Below are 14,986 nucleotides of genomic sequence, written 5' to 3'. Positions count from 1 at the left end.
CCCGATGGAGTCCCGGGGCCGCTCAGGCGTCGCCGGGGAGCAGGTGCTGCGGCAGTTCGCGGAAGCTCCAGCGGCCCTGACTGCGGGTGAACATCCAGACGAGGTCGTAGCGGTCGGGCCAGGAGGCGGGGACGCCGAGCACCTCGTGGGCTCCGAGTGCCCGCACCAGGCGGGGGATCCCGTCGTGCTCCCAGCAGATGAGGACGGGCATCGCGGCGGCCAGCGCGGCGTGGGCCAGGGCCGGTTCGGCTCCGACGGCGAACTCGCTGCGGACGGGGGTGCGCAGCCCCTCGGCGAGGGCCGTCACGGTCTGCCGGCACCACTCGGGGGCTCCCGGCGGGCCGCCCGCCGCGAACAACCCGGCGGGGCTCGGCAGCACGGCGCCGCGGGACCGGCGGAAGAGGCGCGGCAGCTCCTCGGCGCGGCGCCGGCCCCGGCCGGCGAGGAAGCCCGGGCCCTCGTTGCCCTCCTCGTCCTCGCCGGTCGCTCCGGCATACGGCTTCTCGGCGTGCCGGATCACCATGACGAGGGCGTCCTTCGGCGTGGCCAGCGCACCAGGGGCAGGGCCGCGGGGCGGCTCCCCGGCCGTGCACGCGGCTCCCGCCAGGGGTGCGAGGGCTGCGGCCAGCACGGCTCTGCGGCGCGGTCCGGACCCGGCGGGGGCGTGTGGCATGAGGTCCACTGTCGCCGACGGCGGGGCGCCGCCGGGGTGCGGCGCGGCGCCCCGCCCGTCACGAACGCCCGGTCGGCCCATCCGATGGTCCGATCGGGCGCCCTGCGGGCCCGGGCACGGGCCGAGCGGGCCGGGGCGCGAGCGGGCCGTCGGCACGCGGGCGGCCCGCAGGCGGCCGTGAGAGCAGGCCCAGCGAGCGGGCCCCGCGGGGGCCGTACGGGCAGGCCCCGCGGGCGGCCGTACGGGCAGCCCGTGCCGGTCAGCCCGCATGCTGGGCCCGTGCGGTCAGCCCTTGCGGACCGCCCGGAGCCACTCCTTGTTCATCGCGGCGATCGACGGCAGCGGGATGCCCTTCGGGCAGGCCGTGGCGCACTCGCCGGCAAGCGTGCAGCCGCCGAAGCCCTCGTCGTCCATCCGGGCCACCATGTCCAGGACGCGCGTCTCGCGCTCGGGCGAACCCTGCGGGAGGACGTTGAGGTGGTTGATCTTGGCCGAGGTGAAGAGCATCGCCGAGCCGTTGGGGCAGGCCGCCACGCACGCCCCGCAGCCGATGCACTCGGCGTGCTCGAAGGCGTGGTCGGCGATCGCCTTGGGCACGGCGGTGGCATGGGCCTCCGGCGCGGAACCGGTGGGGGCGGTGATGTAGCCGCCGGCCTGGATGATGCGGTCGAAGGCGCTCCGGTCGACGACGAGGTCCTTGACCACCGGGAAGGCGGCGGCCCGCCAGGGCTCCACGTCGATGGTGTCGCCGTCGGCGAAGGACCGCATGTGGAGCTGGCAGGTGGTGGTGCGTTCCGGGCCGTGGGCGTCGCCGTTGATGACGAGGCTGCAGGCGCCGCAGATGCCCTCGCGGCAGTCGTGGTCGAAGGCGACCGGGTCCTCGCCGCGCAGGATGAGGTCCTCGTTGAGCATGTCGAGCATCTCCAGGAAGGACATGTCCCGGGAGATGCCGTCGACCTCGTAGGAGGCCATGGCGCCCGGGGTGCCGGGGTTCGGCTGGCGCCAGACGCGCAGGGTGAGCTTCATGCGTAGCTCCGCTGGGTGGGGTGGACGTACTCGAAGACGAGGTCTTCCTTGTGCAGGACGGGGGCGGCGCCGGGACCGGTGAACTCCCAGGCCGCGGCGTAGGAGAAGGCCTCGTCGCGGCGTTCGGCCTCGCCCTCCGGGGTCTGGGACTCCTCGCGGAAGTGGCCGCCGCAGGACTCGGCGCGGTGGAGTGCGTCGAGGCACATCAGCTCGGCGAGTTCCAGGTAGTCGACGATGCGGTTGGCCTTCTCCAGCGACTGGTTGAACTCCTCGCCGCTGCCGGGCACCTTGACGCGCCTCCAGAACTCCTCGCGGATCTCCGGGATGCGGTCGAGGGCCTTGCGCAGCCCCTCCTCGGTGCGGGCCATTCCGCAGTACTCCCACATGAGTTCGCCGATCTCGCGGTGGAAGGAGTCGGGGGTGCGGTCACCGTCGACGGCGAGCAGCCGGGCGAGCCGTTCGCGGGTCTCGCGTACGACGGCCACGGACTCGGGGTGGGTGGCGTCGACCTGGCCGACGGGGTCCTCGGCCGGGCGGCGGGCGAGGTAGTCGTTGATGGTGGCGGGCAGGACGAAGTAGCCGTCGGCAAGACCCTGCATCAGCGCGGAGGCTCCGAGACGGTTGGCTCCGTGGTCGGAGAAGTTGGCCTCGCCGATGGCGAAGAGGCCGGGCACGGTGGTCTGGAGGTCGTAGTCGACCCAGAGGCCGCCCATCGTGTAGTGCACGGCGGGATAGATCCGCATGGGGACCTCGTACGGGTTCTCCGCGGTGATCCGCGCGTACATCTCGAAGAGGTTGCCGTACTTCTCCGCGACCTTGTCCCGTCCCATGCGGCGGATGGCGTCGGCGAAGTCGAGGTAGACGCCCTGGCCGCCGGGGCCGACGCCGCGGCCTTCGTCGCAGACGTTCTTGGCGGCGCGGGAGGCGATGTCGCGGGGGACGAGGTTGCCGAAGGAGGGGTAGATCCGTTCCAGGTAGTAGTCGCGCTCCTCCTCGGGGATGTCCGCCGCGGGCCGGGTGTCGCCCTGCGCCTTGGGGACCCAGATGCGGCCGTCGTTGCGCAGGGACTCGCTCATCAGGGTGAGCTTGGACTGGTGTTCGCCCGTGCGCGGGATGCAGGTCGGGTGGATCTGGGTGAAGCAGGGGTTGGCGAACCAGGCACCGCGGCGGTGCGCCCGCCAGACGGCGGTCGCGTTGGAGTTCATGGCGTTGGTGGAGAGGTAGAAGACGTTGCCGTAGCCGCCGCTCGCCAGCACCACCGCATCGGCGTGGTGGGTGGAGATCTCGCCGGTGATCAGGTCGCGGGCCACGATGCCGCGGGCCACTCCCCCGACCACGATCAGGTCGAGCATCTCGGTGCGGGCGTGCATCTCCACGTTGCCGGCGGCGATCTGCCGGGAGAGGGCCTGGTAGGCGCCGAGGAGGAGCTGCTGGCCGGTCTGGCCGCGGGCGTAGAAGGTGCGGGACACCTGGACGCCGCCGAAGGAGCGGGTGTCGAGGAGACCGCCGTATTCGCGGGCGAAGGGGACGCCCTGGGCCACGCACTGGTCGATGATCTCCAGGGAGATCTGGGCGAGGCGGTGGACGTTGGACTCGCGGGCGCGGAAGTCGCCGCCCTTGACGGTGTCGTAGAAGAGGCGGTGCACCGAGTCGCCGTCGTTGCGGTAGTTCTTGGCGGCGTTGATACCGCCCTGGGCGGCGATGGAGTGGGCCCGGCGCGGGGAGTCGGAATAGCAGAACTGGACGACGCGGTAGCCCTGTTCGGCGAGGGTGGCTCCCGCGGATCCGCCGGCGAGGCCGGTTCCGACGACGATGACCGTGTGCTTGCGGCGGTTGGCCGGGTTGACGAGCCCGGCCTCGAAGCGGCGCCGGTCCCAGCGGTCGGCGATCGGGCCTGCGGGGGCCTTGGTGTCGGCGAGGGGCTCACCGGTGGTGTGGTCGGCGTACCTGGGGCGGGGCGTGGGTTGGCTCATGGTCAGTTCACCACTCCGGTCATGACGGCTACGGGGACGGACACGAAGCCCGCGAAGAGGACGAGGGCCAGGGCGTCGGCAAGGAACTTCAGCGTCCGCTCGCGCCGGGCCCGGCCCGCGCCGAGGGTCTGGGCGGCGCTCCAGAAGCCGTGCCGGACGTGCAGGCCGACGGCGGCCATCGCCACGATGTAGATCGCGTTCCCGTACCAGGTGGAGAAGGTGGCCAGGACGTTCTCGTACGGGTGACCGGCCCAGGCGCGTTCGTTGACGGTGAGCGTGGTCAGGTCGAGGAGGTGCCAGACGATGAACAGGGCGAGGATGATGCCGCCCCAGCGCATGGTGCGGGTGGCATAGCTCGCGCGGCGGCGCTTGTGGGCGTACTTCACCGGGCGGGCGCCGATGCCGCGGCGGCTCAGCTGGTAGGCGGCCACGCCGTGTGCGACGACCGCGGCGAGCAGCACCACGCGGACGATCCACAGCGCCCACTCGTGGTGGAGGAAGGGCGAGCCGAGGGTGCGCAGCCAGTGGGCGTAGCCGTTGAACTCGTCCGCACCGAAGAAGATCTTGAGGTTGCCGAGCATGTGCACGACGAGGTAGCCGAGCATGATCAAACCGGACACGGCCATCACGGACTTCTTGCCGACGGACGAGTCCCAGAGCGTGCGCGTGATGGACGGCCGTCGGCCCGTCCGCGTTGCCAGAACCATGTCACCGACGGTAAGGACGAAGGTCCCGAAAGGTCCAAGACATGATGGGGCTCATATCGATAGTCAGAAGCTATCGACGGGGCTAGCCTGGGCCGATGCAGTTCCAGCAGCTCCTGTACTTCGTGGCCGTGGCCGAGACCCGGCACTTCACCCGTGCGGCGGAGCGGGTGCACGTGGCCCAGCCCTCGCTCTCGCAGCAGATCAAGGCACTGGAGCGGGAACTCGGCGCCGAGCTGTTCAGCCGGGCCCGCGGCAACATCACCCTCACCGACGCCGGCGAGACGCTCCTGCCCCTGGCGCGGCGGCTCCTGGCGGACGCGGACACGGCGCGGCTGGAGGTACAGGAACTGGCGCAGCTGCGCCGCGGGCGGGTCCGGCTGGGCGCCACCCCGAGCGTGTGCACGGGCCTGCTTCCGGCGGTGCTGCGCGCCTTCCACACCGCGCATCCGGGGATCGAGCTGCTGATCGAGGAGAGCGGTTCCCTGGACCTCGTACGGGAGCTGGCGCGCGGGGCCCTGGACCTGGCCCTGATCGCGATGCCGCTGCCGCCCTCGGCTCCGGCACTGACCACGGTGGAGCTGCTGACGGAGGACCTGGTGGTGGTCTCCTCGGCGGAGCTGCCGGCGCCCGGCGGTGGCGGGGCGCTGACCATTTCCGGGCTGCGGGACGAGCCGATGGTGATGTTCCGTCACGGGTACGACCTGCGGGAGCTGACCGTGACGGCCTGCCGCGCGGAGGGCTTCGAGCCGGTGTTCACCGTGGAGGGCGGGGAGATGGACGCCGTCCTGGGCTTCGTCCGGGCGGGGCTGGGTGTCGCGGTGGTCCCGGCGATGGTGGTGGACCACGCCGGCCCGGGCCTGCGGGCCACACCCCTGGCGGGCTCCCCCCTGCGGCGCACGATCGCCCTGGCGCACCGCACGGACGTGGCGCCGCCGCGCGCCGCACGTGAGCTGAAGCGCATCCTGGTCGGCTGACCCGGACCGCCGCCCTGCCCGCGGGCCCACCGGCCGGCGGCGGCCGCATCTGCGGGCCGGCCGGCAGGCGCGGTCAGGCTGTCACGGGTCAGGTGGTCAGGTGGTCAGGTGGTCAGGTGGTGCGGACGGGCAGGAGCCGGTCGAGCCCGTCGGTGAGCATCCCGAAGGCTGCGTCCGCGTCGGCCACGGCGTCCGGGTAGGCCTCGTCGGCGCTGCGGCCCGCATCGATCCGGCGCCAGTTCTCGCGGCCCAGCTCCTGGCGGACCGTCACCAGGTGCAGTGCCGCCAGGCGGGCGGTGAGCGCCGGCGTCGACTCGGTTTCGAGTACCGCGGCGAGCAGCTCGACCTCGCGGGCGCCGTAGCGGGCGAGGCGGGACTCCAGGCTCGCCGTGGAGTAGAGCAGCCGCTGGAACGCGAGGACATCGGGATGGTCGCAGAGCCCGGTGATCGGATCGCGTCTGCCGAGGGCGTCCAGGAAGTGCGCGTGGACCGCGCCGACCGGCCCCTGCCCGGCCGGCCGGTCGCGCACGATGCGCGCCGTCTCGTCCTGATGGTCGGCGAACCTGTCCAGCACCAGGTCCTCCTTGGTCGGGAAGTACCGGAAGAGCGTGGGCTTGGAGACCTCCGCCGCCGCGGCGACGTCCGCCACCGATACGGCGTCGAACCCCCGTTCAAGGAAGAGCTCCAGCGCCGTGGCCTCCAGGCGGCGCCGCGTACGCAGCTTCTTGTTCTCGCGCAGACCCCTCGTGTCGTCCATGCACCCACCCTAGCACGAATTCGTGACCGAGTTATTTTTGTAACCGGGTTGCTTTCTTCTCGGGGAACGGCTTCCCTGGAGACATCGGGAAATCCGCCGGGACACCGGCGCGATGAGAGGACGCGCGATGAGCGACGCAATGACCAACGGGATGACTGACGGGACGACGGGCGTGACGACTGACGGGACGACTGACCGGGCGACTGACGGGAAGGCCGATGTGCTGGTCGTGGGATCCGGCCCCACCGGACTCACCCTGGCCTGCGACCTCGCCCGCCGCGGCGTCGCCGTCCGGGTGATCGAGCAGCGCACGGAGCCCCACCGCGAATCCCGCGGGAAGGGCCTGACCCAGGAGAGCATCGAGGCTTTGGAGCCCTTGGGCGTCTGCGAGCACATGAGGGCCACGGGCACGGCGGAGGTGACGCTCCGCAAGTACTTCGACGGTGTCCCCGTCCGGGACACGACCGTCACCGGCGGGCTGCTCATCGGCCAGTGGCAGGTCGAGCAGGTGCTGCGCGCCCGGCTCGCGGAGCTGGGCGTCCACGTCGAGCACGGGGTCGGCCTGCTCGGGATCGAGCAGGACGGGGCGGAGGTGACCGCCCGGCTCTCCGACGGCAGGTTCGTACGCAGCCGCTACCTCGCAGGCTGCGACGGCGGCGGCAGCACCAGCCGCCACCTCCTCGGGATCCCCTTCGAGGGCAGCACGGCGGAGGAGGAGGTCATGGTCCTGGGGGACGTGACGGCGCCGGGGCTGAGCCGCGCGGTCTGGCACCAGTGGTTCACCTCGGACGGCGGTGGGGTGCTCCTCTGTCCCATACCGGGGACCGAGACCTTCCAGCTGCAGGCGTCGCGGGAACTGGACGAGCGCGGGGAGCCGCTGCCGCCCTCGCTGGAGAGCTTCCAGCGACTGTTCGACCGGCACGCCCGGATGCCCGGTGTCCGGCTGGCGGATGCCACCTGGCTGTCGTCCTGGCGGGTCAACGTCCGCATGGCGGCCCGGATACGCGAGGGCAGGGCCTTCCTGGCCGGAGACGCGGCGCACGTCCACCCCATCGCCGGCGGACTGGGCATGAACACCGGCATCCAGGACGCGACCGCCCTCGGCCGGACCCTGGCAGCCGCGCTCGGCGGGACGGCCGGCGAAGACGTGCTCGACGCCTACGGGGCGGAGCGCCTGCCGGTGGCGTCGGCCCTGCTCGCGGACACGGCGCAGCGGATGGAGCGGGTTCTCGCGGCGGTCCGCGAGCCGGGCGTCGGGACGGAGGCGGGCCTGGGCTGACCTGCCCCGGGGCCGGCGGACCGGGCCCCGGGGAGCTGCTCGCCTCAGGAAGGGGTGGGCACGGCGTCCGACAGGGAGAGGGTGTGGATGCGGTCGGGGGCGCCGGGCCGGGCGTAGTACCAGCCCTGGGCGGTGTCGCAGCCGAGGGCCCGCAGCTGGGCCGCCTGGACCCCGGTCTCCACCCCCTCGACGGTCACGGCGAGTTCGAGGCTGTGCGCCAGGGCGACGATGCCCTCCACGATCTTGACGTCGACCGGGTCGGCCGGCTGCTGCTGCATCCCCTGGGTGAAGGAGCGGTCCAGCTTCAGGACGCTGACCGGGAGGCGGCGCAGGTTGGCGAGGTTCGAGTAACCCGTGCCGAAGTCGTCGAGCGCGATGTCCACGCCGAGGGCGGCGAGCCTGCGGAGTGGTTCGAGGAGTTCGTCGTCGGCTCCGATCAGGGCCGATTCGGTGACCTCCAGGCACAGCGCGCCGGGGGCGAGGCCGGACTTCTCCAGCACGGCCACGGTGTCGGCGACCAGGCCGGGGTGGTGCAGCTGGGTCGGCGAGAGGTTGACGTTGACCCGCAGGGACCCTCCGCCGTGCTGATTGCGCCAGTTGCGGGCCTGGCGGACGGACTCCTCCAGGACCCAGCGCCCGAGCGGCACGATCAGCCCCGTGCGTTCGGCGAGCGGGATGAAGCGGTCCGGGCCGAGCACCCCGTACTGCGGGTGCGACCAGCGCACCAGCGCCTCGGCACCGTGGACGCTGCCGTCGTGCAGGTGCACCAGGGGCTGGTACTCGATGAAGAACTCGCCGCGCTCCAGGGCCGCGGGCAGGGCGTTGGTCAGGCCGTGCCGGGTGATGGCGCGGGCGTCGGCCTCCGCGTCGGCGAATTCGAAGCGGTTGCCGCCGGCCGCCTTCGCCCGGTACATCGTGATGTCCGCGCTGCGCAGGACCTCCGCCGGGGTGCGCTCCCTGGCCCGGCCCTCGACGATGCCGATGCTGCCCCGGACGGTCAGCTCGCGGCCCTCCAGGCGGATCGGCGTGGAGAGGGCGGAGAGGATGCGGACCGCGAGGTCGGTCACCTTCTCCTCGGTGTCGGAGCCGGTGGTCAGCGCCACGAACTCGTCGCCGCCCAGGCGCGCGACCACCTCGCCGGGGCCGGTGGCGCAGCTCTGCAGGCGGTCGGCCACCTCCACCAGCAGCCGGTCCCCCGCCGAGTGGCCGAGGCTGTCGTTGACCGCCTTGAAGCCGTCGAGGTCCAGGTAGCACAGGCCGAAGCGGCTGTCCCCGGTCCCGCTCAACGCCTTCTCCAGCCGTTCGAAGAACAGCGTCCGGTTGGGCAGCCCGGTCAGCGCGTCGTGGGTGGCCTCGTAACGCAGGCGCAGGTTCAGCAGCCGGCGTTCGGTGGTGTCCTCCATCAGGGCCAGCTGGTACTGCGGCACCCCGTCGGGGTCGCGCAGCAGCGACACCGTCAGGTTGGTCCACAGGACGGTGCCGTCGTGCCGGTAGTACGGCTTCTCCACGCGATAGCTCTCGCGCTCGCCGCGGACCAGTTCTCCGTACATCCGCCAGACGTGCGGGGTGTCGTCGGGGTGGCCCCACTCGCTGACGTTGCGGCTGCGGACGTGCCCTTCCAGGCCGCCGAACATCTGCAGCAGGGCGTCGTTGCACTCCAGCACGTTGCCGTCCAGGTCGGCTATGCCGATGCCGACGGCCGCGCCCTCGAAGACGGCCCGGAAGCGTTCCTCGCTGGCGTGCAGGGCCTGCTGGGCGTCGATCCGGGCCGTCAGCGCCGAGCGGGCGATGGCCTCCTGCTCCCGGAGGGTCCGCTCGCGCAGGGCGCGGGCGAAGCCCGCGGCGATCCCGTGCTGGAGGCGGGCGCAGCGGGACCGGGACTCCTCGGCGCCCTCGGACCCCGGGCTGTGGGGGTACGGGGAGCCGCAGTAGAGCACCAGGTACGACTCGATCACGCCGAGGGTGCCGGCCAGGGCTTCGGGGTCGGTGCAGTGCACGGCGACCAGCTCCGTCCCGACCCGCTGGCCGACGGCGGCGTCGAAGCGCCGTGCGTGCAGCGCCTCGGTGAGGGTCCGGGTCAGCGGTACGAGGTGGCGTTCGAACTCGACCCGGGTCAGCGAGGTCGCCGTGACCGGGAAGATCGCCCGGCCCCAGATGGTCGCGAAGCGGGCGATCCGGTCCTCCAGGCCGCCCTGCGGAGCGGCCTGGGACCCGGGTCCCGGAGGCGCTGCCGCCGGAGCCGGTGCCATCGCCGGAGCCGGTACCGCCGCCGGAACCGGTACCGGGCCGCGCTGCGCCGCGGCCTGCGGCGAACCCGCCGTCTGTGCCGGTTGTCTCACGCCTTGCGTCCCACTCCGCCGAAGCCCGAGAAGGCGTACGGGTCCTCCTGTGCCTCGGCGTCGTCCGTGTCCTCGGACCGGTCGGGCCGCCAGTTGGGCATGGGCACGAGGCCGGGCTCCAGCAGCTCGAAGCCGTCGAAGAAGCCGCGGACCTCCTCGCCGCTGCGCATGACGAGGGGGTTGCGGATGTCCCGGTAGACGCCGACGGTCCCGCCCACCTCCTCCTTGGTGAGCGGGATCCCCTCGTACGAGGCGTGGGTGAGGATCAGCAGGCTGCCCGGGGCCAGCGCGTCGCGCAGCTCCGCGACGGCGGCGTACGGCTCGTCCGTGTCCTCCAGGAAGTGCAGCACGGCGACGAGCAGCAGGGCGACGGGGCGGTCCAGGTCCAGCAGCCCGCGCACCTCGGGGGAGCTCAGGATGTCCTGCGGCTTGCGGAGGTCGGCGGCGACGACACCGGTGCGCTCGTCACCGCCGAGCACGGCCTGGCTGTGCGCGACGGCCACCGGGTCGTGGTCGACGTAGACCACGCGCGCCTCGGGACTGGCGGCGCGGGCGATCTCGTGGACGTTGCCGAAGGTGGGAATGCCGGAGCCGATGTCCAGGAACTGGGTGACGCCTTCGGCGACGGCATGCCGGACGGCGCGGCGCATGAACGCCCGGTTCGCCTGCATGATCTTGGGCAGGCCCGGCATGAATTCCATGGCCCGGCGGGCGGCCTGGCGGTCGACCTCGAAATTGTGCGAGCCGCCCAGGTAGTAATCGTAGATGCGGGACACGCTCGGCACCGATATGTCGATGCCTGGCGGGGCCCAGGCGGGGCGCTCCATCGGGTCTCCAAGCCTTGTTCCTGCGGTGGTCCGTCCTGCATCGGACTCCTGTCCGAGCCGAATCTACTGATCATTGCCCAACGGGGCGAGCAAAAGCGGAAATTGGCGATCCGTTCTTCGTCACACACCAAAGCCTCCTGACGTGCCCCCCGGGCACATTGATCGATACCGACAAATCCCTTTTGAGAATTGATCGATGAGCAGTCGGACCCAAACGCGGAACGGTCCAGGATTGGCTCAAACCTCTACGCTCGGCAGGCCACCCGTTCAGGCGAACCGGACCTGAGGCCCGCACACTCGGGCACGCGCGGCCCCATGCTCCCCGGGTGAACAGAGCCTGTGCCAGGCGTCTGCTGGCCGTCCCGGTCCTGCTGTGGGCGGCGTTGTCCGCCGCGCCGGCCGTGGCTGATAGCAGCGCCTATGCGACCACCGGATCCGGCGACGGGGCGGCCCCGGCCGCGCGCGTCGCCGTCGCGGGAGGCGGCCCGGGTGGCGGACATCACGGCCACGGCCACGGAAAGGGCCCCGGCGACGGTCACGGCCACGGCCACGGAGGGGGTCATCACGGAGGGGGTCATCACGGAGGGCGGCACTGCCCCCCGCCGCCCCCGCCGCCGCCTCCGTGTCCCCCTGAGCCGACGCCCACGCCGACGCCCACACCTACGCCCGCACCTACACCGAAGCCCACTCCACCGCCCCCGGTCCCCACGCCGCCTCCCCCGAAGCCCACCCCGCCCCCGCCGCCACCACCACCGCCGCCGAAACCGGCACCCCGGCCCGTGCGGCCCGAACCGGCACCGCCGAAGCCCGCGCCCGCACCCCCGCCCGCGCACAAGGCACCCGCACCCCCTCCGGCCCCGGCACCGGCGCCCGTACCCCCGCCCGTGGTGACCCCGGCGGCCACGCCGAGCCCGGTGGCCCGGCCCTCCTACCGCGCGCCCGCCCGCAAACCGGTCGAGCACCGCATCTCACCCGTCACCTTCACCCTGCTGACCTCCGCGCCCGCGGTGCTCGCGATCGTCGCGCTGCGCCCCCGGTAGCCGCGGTGCCCCACCTGTAACCGAAGGGGAGTCATCTTGTCGGAATGGCTCGTTCTGTCCCTCGCGATGGCCGCGGCCTGTGCCGTGGTGCTGTCCATCGCGTTCTTCAACCACCGCCGGATCGGCGAGGACGACGATCCGAACGAGACCCCGGACGTCATCGAGTACATGACGATGATGATCGGGGTGATCTACGCGATCGTGCTGGGCCTGGCGATCGCGGGTGTCTGGGAGGGCCGCGGGGCCGCCCAGGAGCACGTGCGCCAGGAGGCCCAGGCCCTGCACGAGATCAGCATCCGCGCCGAGGTCTACCCGGCCGAGGTGCGGCAGAGGATCCGCTCCGACGTCGACGCGTACGTGACCCACGTACTGGACACCGAGTGGAAGTACATGGGGGAGCACGGCAGACTCACGGACCGCGGCGGAGAACTGCTGGAACGTATCCGCCGGGACGTCACCGACTACGAGCCGCAGACCGACCACGAGGGACAGGCGTACCAGCCGCTGGTCGACCAGGTCGCGGTGGCGGACGACGCCCGCAGCGCACGGGGCCTTGGTGCCGGGGCCACCATGCCCGGGGTGGTGTGGTTCGGGCTGATCGCCGGGGCCCTGGTGACGGTGGGTCTGATCTTCACCCTGCAGATCCGGCGGTCGTTCCGCGAGCTTCTGCTGGCCGGCCTGTTCAGCGCGCTCATCGCGTTCCTGCTGTTCCTCATCTGGGACTTCGACGCGCCGTTCGGACGGGGCATCTCGGCCACCGCGGAACCGTTCCTCGCACAGTTCCCGCATCTGGGCGGCGGCGACTGAGGACCGCCCCGCCCTGGCGGCCCGCAAACCGGGGGCGGGGGTCCCGTCCCCGGTTCGGCCCAGGGCTATGCCCCATTCGCCCGTTCCTGATCGCGGGTCACCGCCGCCGCGCCTAGCGTGACGGGCATCGAGGCGCACGACCCCCCACGTGCGGAAACCGTTCCGCGGCTGCTCCTCGGGGATCCGGAGAACCACCATGGGCGCGATACGTACCTCCGCCACAGCCCTGCTGAGCGTCGGCGCCGCGGGCGCCGTCATCGCACTCGGCGCCCTCACGGCGCCCACCTCGGCCGGGGCCGAGGCCGGCACCCGGCAGGTCACCTCTTTCGGCTTCACCCTCACCCCCTCGACGGTCGCTCCCGGCGGCCAGGTGGTGCTCGCGGTCAGCGCCTGTGACGCCGCCTTCGCCACCGCCTCCTCCGGTGTCTTCGACACCGTGAGCATCGAGCGCGGCAGGACCGCGCGGGTCACCGTCGACCGGGACGCCCGGCGCGGAGCCCAGTACTCCGTCTCCTTCACCTGCAACGGGGAGACCGGCTCGGCCGATCTGACGATCGCCGGCGGCACGAGCAGACCCACCACCAGCTCCACCCGGACCGCCAGCGTGGCCCCCGTAGCCCCCGTGGCCCCCGTAGCCCCCGTGGCTCCCGTGGCCCCCGCGCCCACCAGGACCACCACCGTCGCCACGCCCCCGGCAGCGCGCGGTGTACGCGGCGGCCTCGGCGGCAGCGTGGCCGGGCTGGACCCCGTGGAACTCGGCGTCGGCTCGGCCCTCTTCCTGGCTGCCGCGGGCGGCAGCGCGTACGCCCTTCGACGACGGGGCGCCCGCCACGGCCACTGAGGCCGGCCGTGCCGTCCCACCGGGCGCGTCCGCCCGAAAGGCCCCGTCCTGCGCACCCCCGTCCTGCGCACCCCCGTCCTGCCCCGCCCGCCCCGGAACCGCCGGTCGCCCCGGGTCCTGGACAGGACCCGGGGCGAGCACGGTCGAGGCTTCCGGGGGCCGACCGGGGTGGCCGGCCGCTCAGGCCTGGCCGCGGAGCGGACGGCGACGACGGATCACGTGCACTCCCGCGCCGAGTGCGGCAGCGCCGACGAGACCCGCGCCCATGGCGGTCTCGGCGGTGGACGGACCGATGGAACCGCCGATGCCGCCCTGGGCGCCGTTGCCCTGCAGGATGCGGAAGCGGTGCGTGGCGACCAGGTTGCTGTCGTTGCACTTGACCGACAGCGTGTGGTTGCCCGGCGAGGCGTGGTTGAAGATCCGGACGGTCGCGAAACCGATCGACCCCGCGGACAGGTTGGCGGGCGGGAAGTTGCCGTTCGAGGCGACGGTGCCGCCGTGACCGCAGCCCGAGGCGCTCACCTGCATCGTGGAGCCCTGGTGCACGGCGTACGGGTTGACCGAGATGTTGCTGGGGCCGTTGCCCCCTCCGTTCGGGGGGTTCGCGGACGCGAGAGCAGCACTGAGTCCGATCGCGGCGCAGGCGGCCGCCGTCACGGTGAGGGCGCGGAAAGCACGCATGGTGGAACCTCCAGCGGGAAGCGCCCCGGAGCGTCGGCCCCGGATGATCGACGAGAACGCCTCCCACGACGAACCCTCGGGTCGGGGCGCAAGCTCCGCATGTCCGGCTTTGGTCCGCCCGGTTGAGCGACACGCCGAAGCGCGGACGTTTCAGCTGACGGATCCGCAGGTCACGACCCGTCAGGCATTTATGTGACGATTACCTGGATGGGCGCACCCCTTCCGGCCCCTTCCGCTCCGCACCGCCCCCTCGCCGAGCGCTCGCCACCCGTTCGCCCCTCCCCCCTCGCCGTCCCGCCGGGGCAGCCTTAGCGTGCGGGGAGCAGGGCGTACGAAGCAGGGCGTACCGGGGCGGGACAGGAACGCGGGACGGGACCCCCGCGTCGGGAAGGGAGAACGATGGGCGAGGACGAGACCGGGCAGTCGCGCAAACGCTCACCGTGGGGCGTGCTCGCCCTGGTCATGCTCAGCGGCCTCGCGATGGTGCGCAACGGCGTGACCGTCGACGACGGACCGCCGCAGCCCACCGCGGCCTCGGCCGTGGCGTTGACGGCCGGCCGGCTGCCGGCGAATCCGCCGCAGCCGCCGGCGGACCTGGAGGTGCTGGACCACTCGTCGGTGCAGCGCATCCGGATCCCCACGATCAACGTGGACGCGCCGGTGATGACGGTCGGGCTGGACGCGGAGGGCTGGATCGACGCCCCGCCGCCGCAGGACCGCAACCTCGCGGGCTGGTACCTCAACGGCATCTCGCCGGGCCAGCGCGGCTCGTCGGTCATCGTGGGCCACGTGGACAACGCGCAGGGCCCGGCGGTCTTCTTCGGCCTGGGCTCGGTCAAGCCGGGCAGCCACGTCGAGGTGGAGCGGTACGACGGGCGCACCGCGGTGTTCGAGGTCTACGGCGTGGAGGTGTTCTCGAAGGAGACGTTCCCCGGAGCACGGGTGTACGGGGACACCGGGCACCCGGAACTCCGGGTCATCACCTGCGGCGGCGGCTACTCCAAGTCCCGCGGCTACGAGGGCAACGTGGTCGTCTTCGCCCGGATGGTGGAGGCCCGCTGA

General features: G+C 72.7%; 14 protein-coding genes. 6 read left to right on the top strand and 8 right to left on the bottom strand.

Features of this window, described 5'->3' with window-relative positions; translation table 11 throughout:
* Positions 1–22: 22 nt before the first annotated feature.
* The 4 genes from ACFWUZ_RS02150 to ACFWUZ_RS02135 all read right to left on the bottom strand — a co-directional run bounded on the left by ACFWUZ_RS02150 (position 23) and on the right by ACFWUZ_RS02135 (position 4,379).
* Positions 23–673, bottom strand: a complete 651-nt coding sequence (locus tag ACFWUZ_RS02150; RefSeq protein WP_384365558.1) for a hypothetical protein — start codon at positions 671–673, stop codon at positions 23–25.
* A 285-nt stretch (positions 674–958) separates the two neighbouring features.
* Positions 959–1,699 carry a succinate dehydrogenase/fumarate reductase iron-sulfur subunit gene (locus ACFWUZ_RS02145; protein WP_384365555.1) on the bottom strand — a complete coding sequence of 247 codons (741 nt, stop codon included), beginning with the start codon at positions 1,697–1,699 and terminating at the stop codon, positions 959–961.
* Positions 1,696–3,672, bottom strand: coding sequence for a fumarate reductase/succinate dehydrogenase flavoprotein subunit (locus ACFWUZ_RS02140; protein ID WP_384365552.1), 1,977 nt, complete (start codon positions 3,670–3,672; stop codon positions 1,696–1,698). The genes ACFWUZ_RS02145 and ACFWUZ_RS02140 overlap by 4 nt, the downstream gene beginning before the upstream one ends.
* A 2-nt stretch (positions 3,673–3,674) precedes the next feature.
* On the bottom strand, positions 3,675–4,379 hold the full coding sequence (locus tag ACFWUZ_RS02135) for a succinate dehydrogenase cytochrome b subunit (protein ID WP_384365549.1): 705 nt from the start codon (positions 4,377–4,379) through the stop codon (positions 3,675–3,677).
* A gap of 95 nt (positions 4,380–4,474) precedes the next feature.
* Here ACFWUZ_RS02135 and ACFWUZ_RS02130 point away from each other — a divergent pair, with 95 nt between their 5' ends.
* Positions 4,475–5,353, top strand: coding sequence for a LysR family transcriptional regulator (locus tag ACFWUZ_RS02130; RefSeq protein ID WP_384365546.1), 879 nt, complete (start codon positions 4,475–4,477; stop codon positions 5,351–5,353).
* Positions 5,354–5,465: 112 nt separating this feature from the next.
* Here the strand turns inward: ACFWUZ_RS02130 and ACFWUZ_RS02125 are convergent, their stop codons facing one another.
* Complete coding sequence (locus ACFWUZ_RS02125; RefSeq protein ID WP_384365543.1) at positions 5,466–6,110, bottom strand: TetR family transcriptional regulator; 645 nt, start codon at positions 6,108–6,110, stop codon at positions 5,466–5,468.
* Between the two features lie 127 nt (positions 6,111–6,237).
* Here ACFWUZ_RS02125 and ACFWUZ_RS02120 point away from each other — a divergent pair, with 127 nt between their 5' ends.
* Positions 6,238–7,389, top strand: coding sequence for an FAD-dependent oxidoreductase (locus ACFWUZ_RS02120; protein ID WP_384365540.1), 1,152 nt, complete (start codon positions 6,238–6,240; stop codon positions 7,387–7,389).
* A 44-nt stretch (positions 7,390–7,433) separates the two neighbouring features.
* Here the strand turns inward: ACFWUZ_RS02120 and ACFWUZ_RS02115 are convergent, their stop codons facing one another.
* Together ACFWUZ_RS02115 and ACFWUZ_RS02110 are read right to left on the bottom strand one after the other, a co-directional pair.
* A complete protein-coding gene (locus tag ACFWUZ_RS02115; protein ID WP_384366289.1) occupies positions 7,434–9,638 on the bottom strand; it encodes a putative bifunctional diguanylate cyclase/phosphodiesterase in 2,205 nt (734 codons plus the stop codon).
* Between the two features lie 86 nt (positions 9,639–9,724).
* Positions 9,725–10,555 carry an SAM-dependent methyltransferase gene (locus ACFWUZ_RS02110; RefSeq protein ID WP_384365538.1) on the bottom strand — a complete coding sequence of 277 codons (831 nt, stop codon included), beginning with the start codon at positions 10,553–10,555 and terminating at the stop codon, positions 9,725–9,727.
* 884 nt (positions 10,556–11,439) lie between these two features.
* On the opposite strand from ACFWUZ_RS02110, the gene ACFWUZ_RS02105 reads away from it, so the two are divergent.
* The 3 genes from ACFWUZ_RS02105 to ACFWUZ_RS02095 all read left to right on the top strand — a co-directional run bounded on the left by ACFWUZ_RS02105 (position 11,440) and on the right by ACFWUZ_RS02095 (position 13,243).
* Positions 11,440–11,595: a hypothetical protein gene (locus ACFWUZ_RS02105; RefSeq protein WP_384365535.1), complete on the top strand. Its 156-nt coding sequence runs from the start codon at positions 11,440–11,442 to the stop codon at positions 11,593–11,595.
* Positions 11,596–11,631: 36 nt separating this feature from the next.
* Positions 11,632–12,402, top strand: coding sequence for a hypothetical protein (locus tag ACFWUZ_RS02100; protein WP_384365532.1), 771 nt, complete (start codon positions 11,632–11,634; stop codon positions 12,400–12,402).
* A 196-nt stretch (positions 12,403–12,598) separates the two neighbouring features.
* Positions 12,599–13,243 (top strand): hypothetical protein, encoded by a 645-nt coding sequence (locus ACFWUZ_RS02095; protein ID WP_384365529.1) that lies wholly within the window; start codon positions 12,599–12,601, stop codon positions 13,241–13,243.
* A 180-nt stretch (positions 13,244–13,423) separates the two neighbouring features.
* On the opposite strand, the gene ACFWUZ_RS02090 is transcribed toward ACFWUZ_RS02095, so the two are convergent.
* The gene (locus ACFWUZ_RS02090) at positions 13,424–13,924 is read right to left on the bottom strand and encodes a hypothetical protein (protein ID WP_384365526.1); all 501 of its coding nucleotides are present in this window, start codon (positions 13,922–13,924) and stop codon (positions 13,424–13,426) included.
* 399 nt (positions 13,925–14,323) lie between these two features.
* Here ACFWUZ_RS02090 and ACFWUZ_RS02085 point away from each other — a divergent pair, with 399 nt between their 5' ends.
* Complete coding sequence (locus ACFWUZ_RS02085) at positions 14,324–14,986, top strand: class F sortase (RefSeq protein WP_384365524.1); 663 nt, start codon at positions 14,324–14,326, stop codon at positions 14,984–14,986.

This window comes from Streptomyces sp. NPDC058646 (assembly GCF_042716875.1).
Lineage (GTDB): Bacteria > Actinomycetota > Actinomycetes > Streptomycetales > Streptomycetaceae > Streptomyces.
Note: the sequence above shows the minus strand (reverse complement) of the source record. Positions and strands in the feature narration are given on the sequence as shown.